18 protein-coding genes, 7 tRNA genes and 1 rRNA gene are annotated in these 21685 nt (G+C 41.3%); 4 read left to right on the forward strand and 22 right to left on the reverse strand.

Annotated features, from left to right (window positions below):
* Positions 1 to 737: 737 nt before the first annotated feature.
* The 5 genes from glmM to sigW form a co-directional block, all read right to left on the reverse strand.
* Entirely contained in the window at positions 738 to 2081 is a 1344-nt protein-coding gene (glmM, locus tag WKU33_RS13250) for a phosphoglucosamine mutase (RefSeq protein WP_156856566.1), read from the reverse strand.
* Between the two features lie 47 nt (positions 2082 to 2128).
* Positions 2129 to 3355 carry a CdaR family protein gene (locus tag WKU33_RS13255; protein ID WP_336253170.1) on the reverse strand — a complete coding sequence of 409 codons (1227 nt, stop codon included), beginning with the start codon at positions 3353 to 3355 and terminating at the stop codon, positions 2129 to 2131.
* Entirely contained in the window at positions 3348 to 4163 is an 816-nt protein-coding gene (cdaA, locus tag WKU33_RS13260; RefSeq protein ID WP_336253171.1) for a diadenylate cyclase CdaA, read from the reverse strand. The genes WKU33_RS13255 and cdaA overlap by 8 nt, the downstream gene beginning before the upstream one ends.
* A gap of 746 nt (positions 4164 to 4909) precedes the next feature.
* A complete protein-coding gene (rsiW, locus tag WKU33_RS13265) occupies positions 4910 to 5548 on the reverse strand; it encodes an anti-sigma-W factor RsiW (RefSeq protein WP_156856569.1) in 639 nt (212 codons plus the stop codon).
* Between the two features lie 15 nt (positions 5549 to 5563).
* Positions 5564 to 6127, reverse strand: coding sequence for an RNA polymerase sigma factor SigW (gene sigW, locus WKU33_RS13270; protein WP_156856570.1), 564 nt, complete (start codon positions 6125 to 6127; stop codon positions 5564 to 5566).
* 192 nt (positions 6128 to 6319) lie between these two features.
* Between sigW and WKU33_RS13275 the strand changes: the two genes are divergently transcribed.
* Complete coding sequence (locus tag WKU33_RS13275; RefSeq protein WP_232334402.1) at positions 6320 to 6493, forward strand: aspartyl-phosphate phosphatase Spo0E family protein; 174 nt, start codon at positions 6320 to 6322, stop codon at positions 6491 to 6493.
* A gap of 149 nt (positions 6494 to 6642) precedes the next feature.
* On the opposite strand, the gene WKU33_RS13280 is transcribed toward WKU33_RS13275, so the two are convergent.
* The 9 genes from WKU33_RS13280 to WKU33_RS13320 all read right to left on the reverse strand — a co-directional run bounded on the left by WKU33_RS13280 (position 6643) and on the right by WKU33_RS13320 (position 12395).
* Positions 6643 to 7767: a phosphomevalonate kinase gene (locus WKU33_RS13280; RefSeq protein ID WP_340455066.1), complete on the reverse strand. Its 1125-nt coding sequence runs from the start codon at positions 7765 to 7767 to the stop codon at positions 6643 to 6645.
* Positions 7768 to 7779: 12 nt separating this feature from the next.
* Positions 7780 to 8754 (reverse strand): diphosphomevalonate decarboxylase, encoded by a 975-nt coding sequence (mvaD, locus tag WKU33_RS13285; protein WP_340455068.1) that lies wholly within the window; start codon positions 8752 to 8754, stop codon positions 7780 to 7782.
* Positions 8755 to 8846: 92 nt separating this feature from the next.
* Entirely contained in the window at positions 8847 to 9809 is a 963-nt protein-coding gene (gene mvk / locus WKU33_RS13290) for a mevalonate kinase (protein ID WP_340455070.1), read from the reverse strand.
* On the reverse strand, positions 9806 to 11095 hold the full coding sequence (locus WKU33_RS13295) for a hydroxymethylglutaryl-CoA reductase, degradative (protein WP_340455071.1): 1290 nt from the start codon (positions 11093 to 11095) through the stop codon (positions 9806 to 9808). The genes mvk and WKU33_RS13295 overlap by 4 nt, the downstream gene beginning before the upstream one ends.
* 259 nt (positions 11096 to 11354) lie before the next feature.
* Positions 11355 to 11427: transfer RNA gene (locus WKU33_RS13300), tRNA-Lys, on the reverse strand.
* A 232-nt stretch (positions 11428 to 11659) separates the two neighbouring features.
* Positions 11660 to 11734, reverse strand: a tRNA-Gln gene (locus WKU33_RS13305).
* An 8-nt stretch (positions 11735 to 11742) separates the two neighbouring features.
* Positions 11743 to 11827 (reverse strand) — tRNA-Tyr (locus WKU33_RS13310).
* 47 nt (positions 11828 to 11874) lie between these two features.
* A tRNA-Thr gene (locus tag WKU33_RS13315) sits at positions 11875 to 11950 on the reverse strand.
* Between the two features lie 370 nt (positions 11951 to 12320).
* A tRNA-Glu gene (locus WKU33_RS13320) sits at positions 12321 to 12395 on the reverse strand.
* Between the two features lie 352 nt (positions 12396 to 12747).
* On the opposite strand from WKU33_RS13320, the gene fabI reads away from it, so the two are divergent.
* Both fabI and WKU33_RS13330 read left to right on the forward strand, forming a co-directional pair.
* Entirely contained in the window at positions 12748 to 13524 is a 777-nt protein-coding gene (fabI, locus tag WKU33_RS13325; RefSeq protein ID WP_156856575.1) for an enoyl-ACP reductase FabI, read from the forward strand.
* An 85-nt stretch (positions 13525 to 13609) separates the two neighbouring features.
* Positions 13610 to 14326, forward strand: coding sequence for a YwaF family protein (locus tag WKU33_RS13330; RefSeq protein WP_336253174.1), 717 nt, complete (start codon positions 13610 to 13612; stop codon positions 14324 to 14326).
* 41 nt (positions 14327 to 14367) lie between these two features.
* Here WKU33_RS13330 and WKU33_RS13335 read toward each other — a convergent pair whose 3' ends face one another.
* From WKU33_RS13335 to WKU33_RS13355, 5 genes are all read right to left on the reverse strand, one after another.
* The gene (locus WKU33_RS13335; RefSeq protein ID WP_340455074.1) at positions 14368 to 15003 is read right to left on the reverse strand and encodes a response regulator transcription factor; all 636 of its coding nucleotides are present in this window, start codon (positions 15001 to 15003) and stop codon (positions 14368 to 14370) included.
* 244 nt (positions 15004 to 15247) lie between these two features.
* Entirely contained in the window at positions 15248 to 16696 is a 1449-nt protein-coding gene (locus WKU33_RS13340; RefSeq protein WP_340455076.1) for a carbon starvation CstA family protein, read from the reverse strand.
* A 138-nt stretch (positions 16697 to 16834) separates the two neighbouring features.
* Positions 16835 to 17566: a LytR/AlgR family response regulator transcription factor gene (locus WKU33_RS13345; RefSeq protein WP_336253177.1), complete on the reverse strand. Its 732-nt coding sequence runs from the start codon at positions 17564 to 17566 to the stop codon at positions 16835 to 16837.
* Positions 17554 to 19305, reverse strand: coding sequence for a sensor histidine kinase (locus tag WKU33_RS13350; RefSeq protein ID WP_340455078.1), 1752 nt, complete (start codon positions 19303 to 19305; stop codon positions 17554 to 17556). Before WKU33_RS13350 ends, WKU33_RS13345 begins: the two co-directional genes overlap by 13 nt.
* 489 nt (positions 19306 to 19794) lie before the next feature.
* Positions 19795 to 20232 carry a GNAT family N-acetyltransferase gene (locus WKU33_RS13355; protein ID WP_336253538.1) on the reverse strand — a complete coding sequence of 146 codons (438 nt, stop codon included), beginning with the start codon at positions 20230 to 20232 and terminating at the stop codon, positions 19795 to 19797.
* A 52-nt stretch (positions 20233 to 20284) separates the two neighbouring features.
* Here WKU33_RS13355 and WKU33_RS13360 point away from each other — a divergent pair, with 52 nt between their 5' ends.
* Positions 20285 to 21073, forward strand: coding sequence for a DUF2268 domain-containing protein (locus WKU33_RS13360; RefSeq protein WP_156856581.1), 789 nt, complete (start codon positions 20285 to 20287; stop codon positions 21071 to 21073).
* 219 nt (positions 21074 to 21292) lie between these two features.
* Here the strand turns inward: WKU33_RS13360 and WKU33_RS13365 are convergent.
* The 3 genes from WKU33_RS13365 to rrf all read right to left on the reverse strand — a co-directional run bounded on the left by WKU33_RS13365 (position 21293) and on the right by rrf (position 21604).
* Positions 21293 to 21365 (reverse strand) — tRNA-Thr (locus tag WKU33_RS13365).
* A gap of 24 nt (positions 21366 to 21389) precedes the next feature.
* A tRNA-Asn gene (locus tag WKU33_RS13370) sits at positions 21390 to 21464 on the reverse strand.
* Between the two features lie 24 nt (positions 21465 to 21488).
* A 5S ribosomal RNA gene (gene rrf, locus WKU33_RS13375) occupies positions 21489 to 21604 on the reverse strand.
* Positions 21605 to 21685: the final 81 nt, after the last annotated feature.

Here is a 21685-nt window from a genome sequence, read left to right on the forward strand (position 1 = left end):
GATTGGGAAAATAAACGGCGATTACTTTCCCTTGAGAGGAGATGGAGCGCTGGATTGGGAAAATAAACGGCAGTTACTTTCCCTTGGGAGGAGGTGGTGCTCTGGGATGGGAAAATAAACGGCGGTTACTTTCCCTTGGGAGGAGATGGAGCGCTGAAATGGGAAAATAAACGGCGGTTACTTTCCCTTGAGAGGAGATGGAACGCTGGGATGGGAAAATAAACGGCAATTACTTTCCCTTGAGATGAGACGGAGCGCTGGATTGGGAAAATAAACGGCAGTTACTTTCCCTTGGGAGGAGATGGAGCGCTGGATTGGGAAAATAAACGGCGATTATTTTCCCTTTAGATGAGATAGAGCGCTGGATTGGGAAAATAAACGGCGATTACTTTCCCTTGGGAAGAGATGGAACGCTGGAATGAGAAAATAAACTCCGATTAGTTTCCCTTGAGATGAGATGGAGCGCTGGAATGGGAAAATAAACGACGATTACTTTCCCTTGAGAATAGATGGAGCGCTGGAATGGGAAAATAAACTCCGATTAGTTTCCCTTAAGATGAGATGGAGCGCTGAATTGGGAAAGTAAACTGCGATTACTTTCCCTTGAAAAGAGATGGAGCACGGAATAGGGAAATTAACAGCGATTAACATTCCTCATAAGCGCGGATATAGCAATAGTAAAATAAACACAAAAAAACTGCTCCCTTGTCCCTTGACAGAAAGCAGTTTTCAATCAATTACTCTAACCCAAGTAAATTTTCAATCACGGAAACCACACGGTCGGCATATTTATTACATGCTTCTTTCGTTTCCGCTTCGACCATCACACGGACAAGTGGCTCGGTTCCGGATGGACGGACGAGCACACGGCCATTTTCACCGAGTTCTTTTTCCACCGCATCAATTTCTTCCAAAATAAGCGGGTTGGTCAATGCTTCATTCTTATCCGTTACTTTAACGTTTTTCAGAACTTGTGGGAATACTTGCATCTCTCCAGCTAATTCCGATAAAGGTTTCCCTGTATCTTTCATAACATTTACAAGCTGTAATGCAGTTAGCATACCGTCACCTGTCGTAATAAAATCGAGGAAAATGATATGACCGGATTGTTCTCCGCCAAGGTTGAATCCGCCCCTACGCATTTCCTCCATAACATAGCGGTCGCCTACATCGGTTTTATCACTATGCATGCCATTCTCTTCAAGCGCTTTATAAAAACCGATATTACTCATGACAGTTGAGACGATTGTATCTTCACGAAGTACGCCTTTTGACTTCATATATTTTCCACAAATATACATGATTTGGTCACCATCAACGATATTACCTTTCTCATCGACTGCAATTAAACGGTCACCATCTCCGTCAAATGCAAGACCAATATCTGCGCCCTTTTCCAATACAAGCTCTCTTACCGCTTCTGGATGAGTGGAACCTACACCGTCGTTAATATTCAAGCCATTCGGTGATGTGCCAATCGTGTAAATGTCTGCCTCGAGGTCCGCAAACAGATGAGTTGCAAGACTGGATGTTGCACCGTGTGCACAGTCGATAGCAATTGCAAGGCCGTCAAAGTCGTTATCAATCGTATCTTTTAAGAAAGAAATATACTTTTGTCCGCCTTCAAAATAAGCATTCACTGTACCGATGTTTGCTCCGACCGGTCGCGGAAGTTCGTCATCCTCATCGATAAGCTTTTCAATCTCTGCCTCCTGCTCATCCGTCAACTTAAAACCATCCGGACCGAAGAATTTAATTCCGTTATCTTCCACCGGATTGTGCGAAGCGGAAATCATAATACCTGCATCAGCACTCATTGATTTCGTTAAATAAGCCACTCCTGGAGTAGAGATGACGCCGAGACGCATGACTTCTGCACCGATAGAAAGTAAGCCTGCGAGCAAAGCTCCTTCAAGCATATGACCTGAGATACGTGTATCTCTTCCGATGATCACTTTCGGATTTTCCCTTTCCTTCGTTAGTACATATCCGCCGATTCGACCTAATTTATAGGCAAGTTCCGGTGTTAAATCTTTATTCGCCACACCTCGGACACCATCGGTCCCAAAATACTTCTTCATTCATACCTCTCCTTTTAATAAACCATCTAAAAGTCACTTACTTAAGTCTATTCGATTTCAACTGTGATTTCCTCAAACTCGGGAGTAACTGTCACATCTTCTACCTCATCCCATTCCACTTCAACTGGCACAAGATGTTCACCCGGTTCAAGCCCTGCCAAATTAACAAAGACGCGGAAATCATCAGGACTCAGCTCTCGAAGGAATGTTTCATTTCCTGTTACGGTAATATCCATTTCGGCTTTACTTGGCTCGACATACGTTACAGCTAGTCCGTCCTCAAGTTCTTCCTCTTCAATCGCCATGGCTTCTAGAACCCGTGCTTCTTCCACTTCAACCGTTACTTCAATTGTTTCCAATTTTCCTGTATATACACCATCCGGGAGATCGAAACCAACATCAATCGTTCCAGATTCCGTAATTTCCGAGAGATCGATTTCTTCCGTTGAGATGGAATCAATTTGTTCAAGAATGTCACTGACTGCAAAAATCTCAACCTCATCCAGATTAGCAGAAATGGACAACAAGGAAAAGTCCTCTGGTAATTCACCGGTTGTTTCAATATCAATTGGAACAACTTTGCTTGGACTCACGAAATCAACAGATATAACAACCGTCTCCCGGTCCAAGCGAACTTGCAGTTCATTTCCTTGCGTATCATACACATTCACCGGTACTTCTCGGTTCGAAATCGAAGTCTCCTGTCCGGCCACATCGACATAAATTTTAACGACACCGATTTGTTCCATAATTCTTCTGGATGTTGTAATTTGGACACTGGACTGATCTAATTCATAGCCCCCGACCTCTACTCCCGGCGGCAATTGATCGGTATTTAAAAATTCCACCGTTATCGGGTATTCCTGACTTGCCCTTTCCTCGATGGATACCTCGATTGTTTTCGGCTCTATATAAACGCTAATATCATCAGAAACCGTATGCTGCAATTCTACCGTATGATTTCCCTCTCCAAGTCCCTGTAGGTCTACGTAGACGGTAAAATTACGATTGAAAATAGCAGGCATAATCGTTGCGGGAGAACCTTCTAATGTCACAGTTGCATATTCCGGAACCCCACTTACGACATAATCATCCGAATTAATATCGATTTCCACTGGAACATCATCAAGTGTTTGGGTTTGTAAATTCCTTCCCGGAATAGAAGATTCAGAGCTGGATGAATTGGATTCTACATTCACGAAAATAAATAAAGTAATGGCAAAGCCAAGCGCTAATACACGAATAAACCATTTACTTTGAAACCAATTATCCATTTTCATTCCCCCTCCGTTTTTTCGTCTTCTCAGAGGTCATTGGAAGCAAGGATAAATGTTCTTTTAATAATTCTGTTAAAGCTTCTTCCGTTAAATCACGATGCAGCTTGCCATTTATCGTGCAAGATATCGCACCTGTTTCCTCTGAAACGACAATAGTAAGGGCATCTGTTACTTCACTGATCCCCATTGCAGCTCTGTGTCTCGTTCCCAGTTCCTTAGAAATGAATGGACTCTCTGACAGCGGTAAATAACAAGCAGCTGCAATAATTTTATCTCTTTTAATAATAACAGCCCCATCATGGAGCGGTGTGTTCGGTGTGAAAATATTTGTCAACAGCTGGTGGGTCAATTCTCCGTCAATCGGAATCCCCGTCTCCGCATATTCGCCAATTCCAGTCTCCTTTTCAATAGAGATGAGCGCGCCAATTCGCCGCTTCGCCATATAAGTTGTGGACTGGACGATTGCCTCAATTTGTATTTCCATATCTTCTCTCGATTTATTACTCCTCGTAAGGAAGCTTCCTCTTCCAAGCTGCTCCAAGGCTCTTCTCAGCTCAGGCTGGAATAAAATAATTATAACTATAATCCCCCATTGGATAAACTGGTTCGAGAAATAACGAACCGTCTGGAGGTTAAATGCAATACTGAGTAGCCAAATTGCCAAGATGACGGCAATTCCTTTAAGTAATTGCACAGCTTTCGTGCCGCGGACTAGCATCATCAGTTTATATAGCACATACCAGATGAGAGCTATGTCTACGGTTATTCTAAGTATCGTTAGCAGGTCGAATCCCCCATCGAGCATGGTCACACGTCCTTTAGTTATGAATTAACAATTGTATAATTAATTTTCAAAAAATACATCTACAATGAATTACATGTTCCTTATTATATCATAAATACCGGGATTCATGTGAACATAATAGCGAAGCAACCACCTTAAGATTTAGAGCCTTTAACAAAGGAGGAAGCGCCCTTGCAGGTTAAAAATACGATTCGTTCCGCAACACCTGGGACTGCGATTACTCGTCCCACCGAAGAGCGTTTGCACTAGCACATCCAGTAGTCGCAGCAACGTATAAACTGTGCCTCCCAGGACGAGAGGTAGTTCGATGTTGCCCCATACGTGAGCGTACTTAATCGAACTTCCCTTTTACCGTAATGAGATAAAGGAAACATGCCTCTTTAGGGGTAGACGTGAGTTGGGCTTTAGCCCGAATTTAAACGGTCCTCCTTTCGTTTTGAGTTGATGCCCGCTTTCACCACAAGGGCATAAGGACGACTAAGCCTCACAAAGACCGCCCGGCAAATCTTCTTTATCGATTGGAGGAGTGTGAAGTTTGGGACTGCGCACTGCTCGTCCCACCAAAAGTTCTGTTAGTTGCTGGGCGCAGATCGGACGTGGCTAGCCCTGGATATCTATGTTATCCATAGCATTTATATTTTATAGCTTCTTATGCAATAAAGAAAAAAGACTGAGGCATAACCCTCCATTTATGGCGTAAATCCATATTAGAATAGTTATTTCTCAGTCTTAATTCACAAATTATGCTATTCAAATGAAAACACTTTTTTAGCAAATCCTTTAAGTTTGTACAATATCCAGTCGAATGTTTGGTCGACGGATTCGAATTCTCCATTTATTTCACCGACCGAGGCCATTAAACCTCTGTTGTCTAGTGGATCATCATCAATCAGCTTCCCGTTCACCAATGTGACATTCCCATCAACCGTACCATTAATAATTAAATTTCCATTTTTAACGAGTAAGTCACCTTCGACTACTTCTCCTTCAGGAACAATTACTGTATCCCCTTCAATAATTAAATTTTCCTGTTTCGAGACGACGAGTTGATTGTCTTGTTCCCATGTAAAAAAGACGCCGGTAAACATAAGAATAAAGAAAACAGCTGCAGCCGTAAGCATTGGATGCATCTTAAACCAGCGTAAATATTTAACCTGTCTTTTCTCAGTCGGGAGGTTTTTCATAACATTTGCTGTGAAGTTCGCCGGCGCTTCGAAACGTTCGGCACTTTGGATAAGTGTAAGTGTCCGCTTTAACTCGCGGAAATGCTCCTGACAAGCTTCACAGTCTTCCAGATGATATTTTAGTTGTTGCTCTTCTTCCGTCGTTATATCTCCATCCAAATATTTATGCATCAGCCCAATGGTTTCTGCATTACATTTCAATGGGACCACACTCCTTTACACATGACGAAGCCTCTTCCGTAAAGCTTCCCTACCCCGGTGAATCCTTGTTTTCACCGTTCCGATTGGGATATCCAATATTTCACTTATTTCTTTTAAGGAAAACTCTTCTAAATACCTCAGAATAATAATACTGCGGTATTTCGGTGGAAGTTCGGAAATCTTTGTGTGGATATATCTCTGTAGTTCATTATTCTCCACTTCTTCCACTAGAGAAGCACCTTCACTTTGAAGCTGGGAATACATATCCAACCCGTCCGTTCCTTTAACCTCTGCGTCCAAAAAATAATCTGGTTTCCGTTTGCGGAGTCTGTCGATTGATAAATTCGTGGCGATTCGATACAGCCAACTTGAGAATTTTCGTTTCTCGTCAAAGGAATGAATGTTTACGTATGCCCGTATGAAAGCTTCTTGCGCAATATCCTCTGCCTCATGTGCATTACCAAGCATCCGGTAGCAATGCTGGTATATTTTATTTTGGTAAAATGAGACCAAATCTTCGTAGGCAGACTGATCCCCTTTTTTTACTAATATTATTTTCTCCCTAATTATTTGTTCCATACTTTACCTCCGCCTATAATGCGGTATTATGATTACGAACGAGCAACTCAAAAGGTTTCATTTTTTTCCGCTTTTTTATTTTTTATCTGCACAAACTATAGCTTATCAATTTATCTTATATTTTCATAGGTTTTTCCTTGCTATTACTTGGGTATTTTCTTATTATAGTATACTAGATAGGAGGAAGCTTTTGTGAGTAAATCAATGTTGTTGGAAAAAATTGAAGCATGCCGGCAGGAATTAATTGTCCTTAGTTACCATCACGAACTTACTTCACAGGCTGTTATAGAATCTAGTATGAAATTGGACACACTCATTAATAAATATCAAAACTATGATAATTACTATGAATTAGCCTCCAGATAAACAATCAAATAAATTCGAGTGTTGACGGTCAACTCCGCAACCACATTAAATATTATCGGTATTTGATTTTTAAAAGAAAGAGTATACGAATTTCAACTAGTAAGACCAACTAAGTAAGAAAAAGACATAAATCTCACCACACAAGAGATTTATGTCTTTTTTATATTTTTTTTAGACTCAATCACTGTTGCCCCTTCAGGGTGTGAGGTGATGGAAAGCGGCTTAATCCCAGCCTTTTCCCAGGACGAGAATAATTGTTCAGCCTGACGCTTACTCGGCATAAAAGCAATGCCGCAATCTCCACCGCCAGCTCCGGAAGGTTTACCTGCTCCACCTAACCCATCCGCTAGGTCGCATAACGTTCCGAGCAACGCTGTTTCAATCGATACATCCGCATTGTTTCCAACAGTAGCGAGGGCCTTCCTATTTGCTTTTACCCCGCTAAAAAGAAGTTCCTGATTCTCTTCTTCCATTCCTGTAAGCAAAGTATGTACTGCTCGTTCGCTTTTCGCTAAGAATTCTTTAAAAGCTTGCGGATTGTCATCCTGCAGCTTCAATATTCGCCCGACAAGTTTAGTCGTTGATGCCGGATTCCCTGTCCAGCCAACACAAAAAGAAACAGATGTCGGCAAAGTTAAACGCTTGATCGATAGATAAATCCAATCCGCTTCCAGTAATTCATGGATGGAAGCAGCACTTTTAGAAGCATCGAGCAGCCATTCCGCTTGGAAAGAGGAATACTGTAAAATCCCACCATAAACAGAGGCAGCTACATCTGCACCCGAACCACTGCCTTGAATGTTAACATGGGCTAAGGCAGCTAATTTAAAAATGACATCCTTATCCAGCTCTTCTTTTGTAAAACGGGCCATAATTGCTGTAACAACCGCTGTAACAACCGCTGCACTGGACCCGAGACCATATTTCACCCCTGATGCATCATCAAGCTCACTGCGAACAGCCAAGTTGAAATGATCCATCTCTACACCCGCTTCTGCAAGATACGTACAAGTCACTTCCATCGCTTCTTTTACGAAAGAAAGACGATTGTCCGCAGATTGAATGGTAACTTTTCCATTCTTATAACCCCACGATAAATCTTCCAACTGATAATCTTCCAACGTAAGTGTTCTCTGTTCGGCATCCTCTATCGTTGCATAAACAAATCGATCTACAGCCGTGACCGCAAGATGGTGATGGGGAATTAGAACCGCAAATTCACCGGCAACCATCAATTTACCTGGTACTTTTATCGTCAATTTATTCGTCGACAACTTATTCCACTCCTAAAGATAGCTTACTCCTGGACCTGGTTTACTGAGAATGACATCAGTTACACCAGAGACTTCCCGAAGCATCCGTTCAACCTCTGCCTCATGTTCTGGTAAATAAAGCACCTTCACATTTGGACCGGCATCGATTGTAAAATATGCTGGCATTCCTTGTTCCCGCATTTCCTGTACTTGTCGCATCACGCGAATTGTAGAATCCAGCCAATATGTAAATGGTGGTTTCGCACCTAATGAAGTAGCATGCATCTTCAAGCAGTTCGCTTCCGCAATTTCTCCTACTTGGATGAAATTTTTTTCCTGAATTGCCTCTTTAATTCCTGTGAGGTCTTCCGGTATGCTCTTCAACCAGCCTTCATAGAATGGCGAAGTTTCAACCGTCCGGCGCATTCCTGCTCGGCTTGAAATCTTTTTCATTTCCGAAGTTAGTACGACACCGGCCATCCGGATATCCCAATGATTCTCATCTGCAATAGGAACAGCATAAGAATCAGAACCATCTTCCTTCTCCCCCATTTGCCACTCCGCAAAACCACCGTAGATTGAACGGCTGGAAGAACCTGAACCACGCCTTGTTAAGCGTGACAATTCTTTATCATCTAAATCTAGCCCGATTGCCTTGGAGGCGGCTGCAGCAAGCGCCGCAAAGCCTGACGCAGATGACGCAAATCCAGCTGCAGTAGGTACCTGATTGTCTGATGCAACATGTGCGTAAACTTCCTTGCCCGCCATTTTCCGAACTAAATCAAGAAAAGCGGTTACCCGTTTATATGCTTCACCTTGTTCAGGTATCCCATTCAACTCGAAACTATCTGCTTTGAGATCTTCTTGAAAGTCTACAGTAGTCGTTGTGTAAAACCCGTCCAATGTTAGGGAAAGACTGTTGTTTGTGGGTAAAATCAGTTCTTCATTCCGCTTTCCCCAATACTTAATTAAGGCAATATTTGTATGTGCTTTAGCTGTAGCTTTCATAATAATCCCCTTTACCTAAATAATTTCATATACAAATGAAAGTAACCAAATAGCAGCACGTAAGGCTTGATATCTGGTTACTTTCTAAAAGGTTAACCATTTTTCTTCAGTACAAATGGCCAAACGGAATGCGCGCCGAACTGTTTTAATTTCTCAGCTAATTGCTTACAATGTACTTCATTTTGAGCTAAGGCAATAATACAGCCGCCATTTCCGCCACCCGTAAGCTTGGCCCCGAGCGCTCCTTCTTGTCTGGCAAAACGAATTAAACGGTTCAATACTGCATCACTTACACCTAAATATTCAAGTTCTTTCTGCGCTTCATTCAACATAGTCCCGAGGAAGTGCTTACTCGCTTTCTCAAGTGCATCCTTCGCTTCATGGGTCAACTGGCCAATACGGTCCAATTTACGCTGAATTGTACGCGGGGCTTTCTTTAGCAAATCCGTTACCGATTGAACGGATGATTTCGTATCCGCATCTTGTCCCGAATCAGCAACAAGGAAATGCAAATCTTCTTTCACGGCAATCCTTTCAATCGGATGATTTTTCTCAAACCAAATTGGTGTATTTGCCGTAATCGTTAATGTATCAATGCCACTTGGCGAACCATGTGCATAAGTCTCTGCGATATCCGCAAGCTTCAGTAATTCTTCATGCGTACATTCGCGCTCTGCATAATTGAACAGCGAACGAATAACAGAAACGGCCACCGAGGCACTAGATCCCAAACCTTTTCCAGGTGGGACGGATGAATTGATACGGATAACAAGATTCTCACATGGAATTTCTAGGTATTCCAACGTATCCGTGATACAGTCGGCAATACCCCGTAATGATTTTGGAGTCATATGGATTGGTCCATAGTAGAAACTGCTGTCGAGTATTGCCGGTCCAGGCACATACTCAATCATCGATTCGACACCAATCAGTGGAAATGGAATAGCGATTGCAGGTTGTCCGTGTACAACTGCATGTTCGCCGATTAAGATGAATTTACTATGAGCTATACCAATAGCTGTTTTTGCTGAAGTTGAAACTTTTTCTGCACTCATCGTTTATATTTTTCCACCAATTCTTTCGCTTTTCCAACACGGATATCGTTATTTTTAATTAATTCTTGAGCTATAATATCAACCATCTCCCCTGCAGCACCTGCTGCCATCGCAACAGAGCGAGAATGTAAGGTCATATGCCCTTTCTGAATACCGTCTGTCGCAAGTGCCTTTAGCGCACCCAGATTCTGGGCGAGACCAACCGCTACAATTACCTCAGCCAATTCTTTAGCACTATTAACTTCCAATAATTTAAGAGCAAGTTTCGCCATTGGATGTACACGGGTTGCCCCGCCGACAATTCCAATTGACATTGGGAGCTCGAGCTCACCAACTAGGTTTCCTTGTTCATCCTTATACCAGGTTGTCATGGAAGTATATTGTCCATCCTTAACTGCATACGCGTGAGCGCCGGCTTCTACTGCTCGCCAATCATTTCCAGTAGCAATTACAATAGGATCAATTCCGTTCATAATCCCTTTATTATGTGTAACCGCCCGGTAAGGGTCAGATGCAGCAAATTCATACGCATGAATGACACCATCCCGCACTGCCTCCCCTGAGAAATCTCCCGTTCCCAGTAAATGAGGAGGAATGATACAACGAGCCCTTGCCAAACTCCGATCCGCTAAGTTAGATAAAATCCGTAAGTAAACTTTACCTTGCGTAATTTCCTCTACTAATGGTGCAATTGATTCTGCCATTGTATTAACTAAATTTGCGCCCATTGCATCAACCGTGTTGACATAGAGGTGGACAATCAGCATTTTCCCAAACTTGGAATCCGCTGCTTCATTTAAAATACGGACGTCTAAATCTTCCGCACCACCGCCGCGGGTTACAATGCTCGGAAAAGCATCATTGGCAGCATCAATCAATATTTGTTTATTTTCTAGAACAGCTTCTTTTGCTTCTGTATAATCAGAGCAACCAACTACCTGAATCTGTCCAATCATTACGCGTTCTGTAGATTCCGTAACAAACCCGCCCGCATCACGAACAATTTTCGCAATGTGACTGGCAGATGCTACAACAGAGGCTTCTTCAATTGCCATCGGTATGGTATATTCTTTTCCATTTATTAAAAAGTTCAACCCTAGGCCTAGAGGCAGCTGAAAAGTCCCCACAACATTTTCAATCATATTATCTGCCGTATCTTCGGCTAATGGAGCAACTGATTCAAATACAGCAAGGTCTTCTTCTGTAAATGGATGCATTTCCGTGATCAATGCTTTTCTCTCTTCTATTGTTTTTTTATAGAAACCAGGAATTCTGGACGATTTCATACCTGATCATCCTTTAATATTATAATAATGAATGGTTTTTATTAGTTAAAAACATTAATTCTTCCTAACGATTATAACATGATAGCATGTCTTTTTTGTAGGAACAGCTACTTATTTTTACAAAAAACCTTCACCTTGCTAATTTCTCTATCTATTATGTTGAAAAAAGGCTTATATTGCAAATAAAACAAGGCTCCCAAAACGTGAGCCTTGTTTTATTTGCAGAGGTTGATTCATTTAATTACATACGTGAGATTGATGAGCCATACAGGATTCGAACCTGTGACCCTCTGATTAAAAGTCAGATGCTCTACCGACTGAGCTAATGGCTCGTGTTGTAAGTTTGGTACTGGTTTTATTATATGAGCTTGAAGTTTGAAAGCTCGTCGTGTTGCAAGATTATTCGGCGATGCGTACACTCCTCGCAGGCCGCCTCAGAGAAGTACATTCATGGATGTTATTCGCGGCGTGCTCTACCGACTGAGCTAATGGCTCGTGTTGTAAGTTTGGTGCTGGTTTTATTATGTAAGCTAGATGCTTGACTAGCGATATTAAAAATAAAAATGGCTGGGCTACTAGGATTCGAACCTAGGAATGACGGGACCAAAACCCGTTGCCTTACCGCTTGGCTATAGCCCAACAATTAATGGTGGAGGGGGGCAGATTCGAACTGCCGAACCCTGAGGGAGCGGATTTACAGTCCGCCGCGTTTAGCCACTTCGCTACCCCTCCATATTATTCTTCATATTTTTTGTCTTATACCATATGATTTAAATAAATGGTGCCGGCCAGAGGACTTGAACCCCCAACCTACTGATTACAAGTCAGTTGCTCTACCAATTGAGCTAGGCCGGCTTGATATGATTTAGTACTGGTTTTATTGTATGAGCTAGATGTTTGAAAGCTCGTCGTGTTGCAAGTTTATTCGGTGATGTGTACACTCCTCGCAGGCCGCCTCGAGGAAGATCATTCAAGGATGTTATTCGCGGCGTGCTCTACCAATTGAGCTAGACCGGCATAATATTATGGTGTACTGGTTTTATTGTATGAGCTAGATGTTTGAAAGCTCGTCGTGTTGAATGATTATTCGGTGATGTGTACACTCCTCGCAGGCCGCCTCGAGGAAGATCATTCAAGGATGTTATTCGCGGCGTGCTCTACGAATGAGCTAGGCCGGTAAAAAAGAAAAAAGCTTTACGAATGTAAGCTGTTTTTAAGATGTAAATGGTGACCCGTACGGGATTCGAACCCGTGTTACCGCCGTGAAAGGGCGGTGTCTTAACCGCTTGACCAACGGGCCAATAAGATTTGGCAAAGATCAGATTTTCAAACTGACGAATTTTATTATAGCTAGTATTCCTCCTTTTGTAAAGGGGGAAAATAAAGTTTTTCTCTTTCAAATAGTCTAAACCCTTTCCGGCAGTTATTTATCCAGACTTTTTAGCATGCTTCTCTATCTCCTTTATCTCTTTTATTATTCATGTGTATGATAACCAATGAACCTTTCCAGTGACCACAACCAGCATGATCTATACTCAAGCTGCAAAGATACTCTTAATTAGGACCAGCTATTAAGATATAAACTACAATTTCAGTTTCTCTAACACAAAACATAAGGTATAATAGAAAAAACAGATTTTTGGAGGTATACCATGGCAGGCTTATTAAAGGATAAAAATATTGTTGTAATGGGAGTTGCAAATGAGAGAAGTATTGCTTGGGGAATTACTAAGTCCCTTCACCGCGAAGGAGCAAACTTAATTTTCACAAACAGACAGGAGCGTTCCAAGAAAAAGTTAGAGAAGCTATTAGAGGAACATGACATTCCTTCCAAACTAATGGTTTCACTTGATGTCTCGAGTGATGAAAGTATTCAAGAAGCTTTTCAAGAAATCAAAGATAACGTCGGAGTCATTCATGGACTTGTTCACTCGGTTGCATTTGCTAAGCGGGAGGAATTGAAAGGCGAATACGCGGATACATCACGTGACGGGTATTTGCTCGCCCACGAGATTAGTGCATATTCCTTAGTAGCTGTTACAAAAGCGGCGAAAGAATTAATGACAGAGGGAGGAAGTATCATTACCCAAACGTATCTCGGCGCCGAGCGAGTCATCCCGAATTATAATATTATGGGAGTCGCTAAAGCATCCCTTGAAGCAAGCGTACGTTACTTAGCAGAAGATATGGGTAAATATGATATTCGGGTGAATGCTATTTCTGCAGGTCCAATTCGTACCCTATCAGCCAAGGGTGTATCCGGGTTTAACGAGAAGGCGAATGTCATTGTTGAAAAAGCACCACTTCGACGTAACGTCGATCAAGATCAGGTAGGAGATGCTACCTTATTCTTCCTAAGTGATCTTGCTAGAGGTGTAACTGGAGAAGTATTACACGTAGATTCCGGCTTCCATATTATTGGAGGTTAAATAAAGATAACAACCGAGACGCTTTTATGCAATCTAAGCAAAAGCGTCTTTCTTCTATCATTATCCTTGAAAAGGAGAAGGTGCAATGGCGGAATGGTTTTTAACGGTTGGAGGAGAGAAATTCATCCCTTTTGGACCGAGTCATTTATTCATGCTGTTTCTATATGCAAGCGGTGCATTCTTGCTATTATTTTATCATCATCATATCCGCTCGAAAAAGCGGCTGTTCGAAACAATTCGTTGGACATTATTCACACTCTTGCTCGGTTGCGAGATTACATATCAAATCTGGACAGCCATTCATGGAATCTGGGTGCATAATCTTCCTTTTCATCTCTGCGGGATTGCTGGTTTAGTTGGTGCAGCTGCTTTATTCACGTTAAATAAGAAGCTCATGGTTATTACATTCTACATTGGGCTTATCCCGGCATTTTTAGCGCTCCTTACTCCAGAACTTCCCTATGACTTTCCTAACTTCCGGTATGTAAAATTTTTCATTCATCATATTGCGATCTCCTTAACAGCAATTTTTGTAGCAATTATTGCCGCTAAGTCTGGAGCAATCACACTTAAAAGTATGATTGAAACGTATCTGTTCTTAGTCATGTACGCATTGCTTGTCGGCCTAGTCATCAATACTTTATTGAATGCCAATTACCTTTATCTATCCCATCCGCCAACTACGCCTTCCCCACTTGACTGGTTCGGCAGCGGAGTTTGGTATCGTTTGAACTTAGGATTTGTTTGCTTTATCGTGTTCTTCCTGCAATTCCTCAGTTATCGCCCATTGCAACAAAAATGAAAAAATTCCCAATGCGCCTTTCTATGGCAATTGGGAACTTTTCACAAATAAAACCAACGTTCTTTTAATGCTAATAGGACTGCATTCGTTCGATCTTTTACGCCGAGCTTACTTAATATAGATGTGATATGATTTTTTACCGTCTTATCCGAAATATCTAAGTTTGCCGCGATCTCTCCATTTTGAAAACCTTGTACGAGCTCCCCTAATATTTCCCATTCTCTGCGAGTTAATAAACCAATCGGTCGGTGGATTTCCCCTTGAGTAATCTGCCTATACTTCTCAAACAAGACTACTGCAACAATAGGATGAATATAGGTCTTACCTTTACGGATATATTCAATTCCCTGCACAAATTCTTGCACACTCATATTAACACTGAAGAGACCGGCTAGATCATATTGAATATAATCGTTAATCACATTCACCTGTTCATCAGATAAAATAACCGCAATTTTCGTATTGCTAAAGCGGTAATGTCTTGTAACTTCGCGTATCGAAATACATGCTTCCATATCAAGGATGACAAGATCACTTTCTATCGACGCCTCAAATAAATCATCGATAAATGCAGATTTATATACATATATTTCATCATTTTGCAGACGTTCTTTCACCATTTCCAAAATAGTTTCCTTATGAACTCCTGTTCCCATCACAAATGATATAACATTCATCTTTTGCCAACTCCCAGTTTTTTGCTTGCTGTATTCTCCTACAAGCTTTTTAGTAAACATAACGAAACTAAACATTAATTCCTATAATAAAATTGCCATCCTTCTATACCATTGATTTTTACCTAGTTCTATCTTATCACAAATAGAAAAAATTTATAACATTATTCATATTTGTCCATAAAAAAACCCTTTTAAGCAGAGTTATACTCAACTTAAAAGGAGTTTTTATGTAAGACTTAGATAATTATGCTACCTTCCAATCGGAAACATCCACTTCTAGTGGGATATTATTTGCTCTTGCTTTTCTCGCCGCTCTAAAGAAGAGTACAACGATGAGTGCCGCCCCAATAAATCCGCCAATCCAGGAGAGATTCATTGGTAAGTTAAAACCTATTGGTTGGGACAGAATATACGTAATAATCATCACTAGCATAAATGTTCCCGGAACAAGTGCCACCCAGAAGTTTTTCCTTGCGATATATAGATACATTGCCGCTACAAACAACGCTATAACCGCTGTAGACTGATTCGCCCAATTAAAGTAGCGCCATAGAATATTAAAGTCAATTTGCGTTAATATAGCTGAAACAATAAATAACGGACCTGCAATCCAAAAACGTTTCGAGAGCTTTCTCTGTGCAATTTTTAGATAATCCGCAATGATCATTCTCGCACTACGGAATGCAGTGTCTCCTGAAGTGATCGGCAAAACAACAACTCCTAGGACCCCAATCGTTCCACCAATTGCTCCAAGTAATGTAAAGGATGCCTCACTCACAATTGCCCCCGGGCCGCCTGCAGCAAGAATCACGTTCAAACCATTGTAGCCATCAAACATGCTCATCGCTGCTGCTGCCCAAATCATCGCAATAATACCTTCCGCAATCATCATGCCATAGAATATTTTACGCCCTTCTCTTTCATTCTTCGTTGTTCTAGAAATGATTGGTGTTTGTGTTGCATGAAAGCCTGATAAAGCCCCACATGAAATGGTAAAGAATAATAATGGGAAAATTGCTGCTCCCTCAGGGTGGAAGTTTTCTAATGTAAGTTCTGGAATTGGAGCACCTGTTACGACCAAACCAATTCCGACTCCAATTGCGCTTATTAGAAGCAGGGCACCAAAATAAGGGTATAGTCTTCCAATAATTTTATCGACTGGAAGAACTGTAGCTATAATATAATACGCAAAGATGAAAAGGACAAAGATCCATGCAGCTACTTTTCCGTCTGTCAGCAAACTCATTAACTCTGCTGGGGTCGTAACAAATACAGTTCCGACAAGGAGCAGGAGTAAGACTGCGAAACCGTTCACAATATGTTTCATCGCTTTACCTAGGAATTTACTTGCAAGTTCCGGTAAATGAGCGCCACGGTTTCGGATCGAAATCATACCTGTTAAGTAGTCATGCACTGCCCCTGCAAAAATACACCCTACCACAATCCATATAAATGCTGCCGGTCCGTATAAAGCCCCCATAATAGGACCGAAAACAGGACCCGTACCAGCGATGTTCAGTAGTTGAATTAAAGAGTTTTTCGATGTACTCATCGGTATGTAGTCCACACCATCACTATTTACATAAGCTGGTGTTGGTCGCTCATTTTTGACGCCAAACATTTTCTCGATAAACTTTCCATACGTGAAATAACCGATTATAAGTAGTGCTACTCCTCCTAGAAACGTGTACAAGGAAAGTCCCTCCTCTTGTTTTTATTTGTTTTCTAATTATAGGACAAATTCAGTAAAAGGAGATGCTTTTTCAAGTAAGAAGTAAAATAAACGAATTAAGATGCAGATTTGTACATATAAGATGCAAATCGATTGCAGCTAGATTTCCAGTTCCTTCCGTAAATCTTTCACATAATTCCTGCTGACAGAGAGCCTTTCTTCTGTGTCCCTCAGCTCCAAATGATAAGCTCCATTAAACCATGGAGTGAGCCGCTGTACATAATGTAAATTAACAAGGGTACTTTTATGAATACGGAAGAAACCAAATTCAGCTAACTTATTCCCCAAGTCCTTCAGTGGCAGATTCGAATCAAACTCACCATGTTTCGTGACGACATTAGAATACTTTTCGCTTTTAGCAATATATAATATATCCTCCGGTTCAATATACGATATTTCCCCGTCCGATTGCACAGCCAGCTTTCCATTTAACCGGTTCGCGGGTAATTCCCGTACAGGGCCAATTTTCCCTATAATCCTGTCAATCGTCTCCCTTAACAGTTCCTCATCATACGGCTTCAATAAATAGTCCACCGCATCGTAACGAAAAGCTTCTACTGCAAATTGAGGATAAGCCGTAGCAAAAACAATGAGCGGAGGATTTTTCAATTCGCGCATACTTTTAGCCACTTCCATCCCGCTCATCTTTGGCATCTCAATATCGAGAAACACAACATCCGGCTTCAATTGGATGACTTTCATCACCGCTTCCTCACCAGATGCTGCTTCCCCAACAACTTCCACTTGCGGATAACTCCCTAGTAAGTGTTTCAGATCTTCGCGGTTATATAATTCATCATCAACGACAATTGTGCGTATTACCCTGTCCATTTTTCTATAACCTCCTCTATTGGTATGGAAAAATGTATCTTCGTCCCTTTTCCTGGCTCACTATCTATATGAAGTTTCGTCTCCTCACCAAACATCATGACAAGTCGTCGATTCACATTGTAAAGCGCGAGACCGCTCCCCTCCTCTGAATGAACAGGGGCTTGCGTGAATTGTTCTACGATATCTCCAGGCATGCCTTTTCCATTATCTATAACTTGGATAACAACAGATTCTTCTTGTTTGTCGATATGAATTTCCAACAAACAATCCTTCTCTCTATCTTTAAATCCATGGATAATCGCATTTTCAACAATTGGCTGTAATGTTAAAGGTGGAATCCGCTGAGAAAGTGCGGACTGATCAATCTCATAATGAATCGTTAGGCGATTTGAAAAACGAAATTCTTTAATTGCTAAGTATGCTTCGACATGTTGCATTTCCTCTTCTAATGTAATTTGCGTTTCCGTCGTATTCGCTAAATTTCTTCTTAAAAAATGGGATAAAGAAACTAACAGCTTTCTCGCTCCTAATGGATTGATTCGAATGAGTGATGTAATCGTACTTAATGTATTAAATAGAAAATGAGGACTAATCTGTGCTTGAAGCGCCTTTACCTCAGCTTCTTTCGCCAACTGGAACACCTTGTCAGCTGCTGCGATTTCCAGCTGGTGACTAATCATTTTACTTAGACCAGTTATTAACTCGACATCCACACTGGAGATAACGCTTTCAGAATTAAAATAAAATTTCAATGTCCCAATCACTTCATTTTGCTGAATAAGTGGAGCGATAATTGCCGCGCCGAGCGGACAGTTCTCAACCTGGCAATGGATTGAGTCACAGTTAGCAATCATGAGCTCTCCTCGTTCAATTGTCGTGTGCGTGATTTTTGTTTTAATTGGTGATTCTGCCTCATGGTGATCATCACCAAGTCCAACATGGGCTAATATATCTGTTTTGTTTGTCATGGAGACGGCACTTGCCCGGATTTCCCCATAAATAATCTTACAAACCTCAAGTGCAGAAACCGTATGTAACCCGCTGCGCATATGTGCAAGCGTCTTATCGGCAATCCGTAGTGTTTTTTGCGCTTGTACCGCACCCGCTTTATCTTCTTCGGAAACGACAGACTTAATAATTAACAATACGAGCGCTGTTCCTAAGCCATTGGCAACAATCATTGGGATACCAATTATATTTACAAGTGCGAGTGCCTGGTCAAAAGGTTTCGCTACGATTAAGATAATAATCATTTGCAATGCTTCCGCAAGGGCACCAATGAAGAAAGCTGTACGCAGCTTTACTAGCTTTTTCCTTCTATAGAGGAGGCAGGTCAATATCCCGGCAATGATTGTTGCACTTCCACATGCTATTGCAGTAAAACCACCCAACGTGAACCGGTGAATCCCGGCAATTAATCCGGCCCCAATCCCGACAGCTGGACCTCCAAGCAGACTCGCAATCACGACACCGATTACCCGCGAATTCGCAATTGCTTCATCAATCGTCAGCTCCGTCATCCACCGGTTGATTTGTACATTTTCCGGATTCACACTTAAGCCAGTATACGTTCCAATGATTCCGAAAAACCCAAAGAACAAGATAGCAGTCCACTGCTGTTTACGATCAAGTTTTTCCTGATTCAGCATATTTCTTAAAAAGCGAAAACGGGTTAATAGAAATGCCAATGTTACAATAATTCCAATCCGCTCAATCATTGTAATCAACAGCTCAAGCATAACTTCTGCCTCCCGATAATAAAAAAGGATCGTACCAGTATTATATCACTTGCACATGAACTTGAAAATTGTATTATAACAGGAGTTTTAAAAATTGGGACACGGGGTCAGAGCATTTGTCCCACCTTGACAGGGACAAATGCTCTGACCCCGTGTCCCCTTTTTTCATATCTTAATTTAAGAGGAGGGGTTATTATGCGTGATAAAAATAGACGCGGAAAATGTATATTTCCTGGGTATCATTGGTGTGGTCCCAGCTGCAGTGGTCCGGGATATCCGACCAATCCAGTGGATGCATGCTGCATGCAACATGACCTTTGCTTGCAGCGTGGCGTGGACCGGAGATATTGTGATCAGAAGTTCTTAGAATGTCTACAACCCCATTTGCACGGGCGACTTCCGCATAATCATCATGCGAGGATCATGTACCACGCAATTCGTGTTAAAAATAAATTTGGATTTTAACCTTTATAATCTATAGGTTAGACTTCACAATTTCTTTTCCATCACAGTCGAGACCTCATGGAATCCTAATTCTTCGTATAAACGTTTAGCCTGATTACCAGAATAAACATTCAACTGTACATGTTTAATTCCTTTTTCTTTCATGCTTTTTAACGCATATTCCAGTAGACGCGTAGCAATACCCTGCTGCCGAAATTCTGGAAAAACATACAACTCCACTACCATTCCCTGTATTTCTTCGGAATCTAAATTATAAAAGTCACAAACACCAAGCCACCCTTTATTTATTCTATCTTCCACAAAGACTAGATAATATCCATTGTTCGCTAACGTTTGTGACATCAGCTCGGACGCCGTAATTATATTTCCTTTCCTGTACCCCATTGTCGCCTCCTGCATGACAGTAGGGGAGTGCTCTAAAATATATTTCAATTCAACCACCGTGGCTTTTCGAATACACATATTTATCCCACCTGAATGTAATAATTAATAATATGATATGGAGGCTTCAAAAATGGGTGTCGTTCAAACTGATAAATGGTTAATTGATTTATGGAATAAACCAATTGCTATGTGTGAGTTATTAGTTAATTATTTTTCGGATGTTTCTGCAGCAGAAATCTATCAATATTTAACGATGTATGGTATGTATCAACCACCTTTCCAAGACGTGGAGAAACAAATTCGTATTTTATTGGATAAGAATAGTTGGAAATTTATAGATGAAGAAACACAAGCGTTGAGACAACTATGGGATGGACCGAACATCCCCGTCTTTATCTTTCCGTCTGATCGGAATAGTACGGAATTAAGAGAAACATTCAATGGAAAAGCCGGTCTATCCTTTCATGATAAGCTATTTTTATTTATTTCCGGGGATAATTCAAAAACTGAAATTAAAGCGCTGCTGACGCATGAATACCATCATGTTTGCCGGCTCGCCAAATATGATAGGAAAGTAGAGGACTACAACTTATTGGATTCAATTATCCTAGAAGGACTAGCGGAACATGCGGTCATGGAACGATTCGGGAAAAAGTATTGTGCAGATTGGACGGAATATTATTCAGACGAAGAGTTAGAGAAAATCTGGAAAAATTTTATCCTTCCTTCTATCCATCTTCCAAAGGCATACCGTAAGCATGATGCTATTTTATATGGTCAACATCGTTACCCAAAAATGGCTGGTTATTGTGTCGGTTATTATTTAGTTAAAAAATATATGGAAAAGAATAATTCCTCATCAAAAGAATTACTAAGCATTCCTTCTTTAGCCATCGCACAAATAAACCAGACGGATTAATCCGTCTGGTTCCCTTTGAAATGCATTACTACTCGAGTCGAGAACAAGATTACCTACTCCATTCTTAGAAAGGTTTCTCTTGTGCTAATTTAGAGAGCGAATTATTACCACTTCTTGAGGAGGCAGATGACTTTATAGTCAACGTTAGTACCCCTATTTATTTATAAACAAAAAACGCTCCATCCTCCCATATAGATAAAGGACAAGCGTTTCATCAAGAGCTTCCAACAGGATTTGAACCTGCGACCTCTTCCTTACCATGGAAGCGCTCTACCTACTGAGCTATGGAAGCAAGTTTTAAATATAGACATAAAAATGGCTCCACAGGTAGGATTCGAACCTACGACCGATCGGTTAACAGCCGATTGCTCTACCACTGAGCTACTGTGGAATAATATTATGTAAATTGGTATCTGCCTGGCAACGTCCTACTCTCGCAGAGACAAAGTCTCAACTACCATCGGCGCTGGAAAGCTTAACTGCTGTGTTCGGTATGGGAACAGGTGTGACCTCTCCGCCCTCATTACCAGGCCTGCAAGATACAGATCGTTCGATGTTCTTCACAGGACGTGAACGATTTTAACCGAACTTCCTTAATACATTATAACAAAT

The organism is Oceanobacillus sp. HCA-5259, assembly GCF_037892815.1.
Taxonomy (GTDB): domain Bacteria; phylum Bacillota; class Bacilli; order Bacillales; family Amphibacillaceae; genus Oceanobacillus; species Oceanobacillus indicireducens.

Bases quoted from the DNA above. Each gene is read 5' to 3' on its own strand.
- glmM (WP_156856566.1), bottom strand. From the start codon at position 2,081: ATGAAGAAGTATTTTGGGACCGATGGTGTCCGAGGTGTGGCGAATAAA.
- WKU33_RS13255 (WP_336253170.1), bottom strand. From the start codon at position 3,355: ATGGATAATTGGTTTCAAAGTAAATGGTTTATTCGTGTATTAGCGCTT.
- cdaA (WP_336253171.1), bottom strand. From the start codon at position 4,163: ATGCTCGATGGGGGATTCGACCTGCTAACGATACTTAGAATAACCGTA.
- sigW (WP_156856570.1), bottom strand. From the start codon at position 6,127: ATGGAACAAATAATTAGGGAGAAAATAATATTAGTAAAAAAAGGGGAT.
- mvaD (WP_340455068.1), bottom strand. From the start codon at position 8,754: ATGAAAGCTACAGCTAAAGCACATACAAATATTGCCTTAATTAAGTAT.
- mvk (WP_340455070.1), bottom strand. From the start codon at position 9,809: ATGAGTGCAGAAAAAGTTTCAACTTCAGCAAAAACAGCTATTGGTATA.
- WKU33_RS13295 (WP_340455071.1), bottom strand. From the start codon at position 11,095: ATGAAATCGTCCAGAATTCCTGGTTTCTATAAAAAAACAATAGAAGAG.
- fabI (WP_156856575.1), top strand. From the start codon at position 12,748: ATGGCAGGCTTATTAAAGGATAAAAATATTGTTGTAATGGGAGTTGCA.
- WKU33_RS13330 (WP_336253174.1), top strand. From the start codon at position 13,610: ATGGCGGAATGGTTTTTAACGGTTGGAGGAGAGAAATTCATCCCTTTT.
- WKU33_RS13335 (WP_340455074.1), bottom strand. From the start codon at position 15,003: ATGAATGTTATATCATTTGTGATGGGAACAGGAGTTCATAAGGAAACT.
- WKU33_RS13345 (WP_336253177.1), bottom strand. From the start codon at position 17,566: ATGGACAGGGTAATACGCACAATTGTCGTTGATGATGAATTATATAAC.
- WKU33_RS13350 (WP_340455078.1), bottom strand. From the start codon at position 19,305: ATGCTTGAGCTGTTGATTACAATGATTGAGCGGATTGGAATTATTGTA.
- WKU33_RS13355 (WP_336253538.1), bottom strand. From the start codon at position 20,232: ATGTGTATTCGAAAAGCCACGGTGGTTGAATTGAAATATATTTTAGAG.
- WKU33_RS13360 (WP_156856581.1), top strand. From the start codon at position 20,285: ATGGGTGTCGTTCAAACTGATAAATGGTTAATTGATTTATGGAATAAA.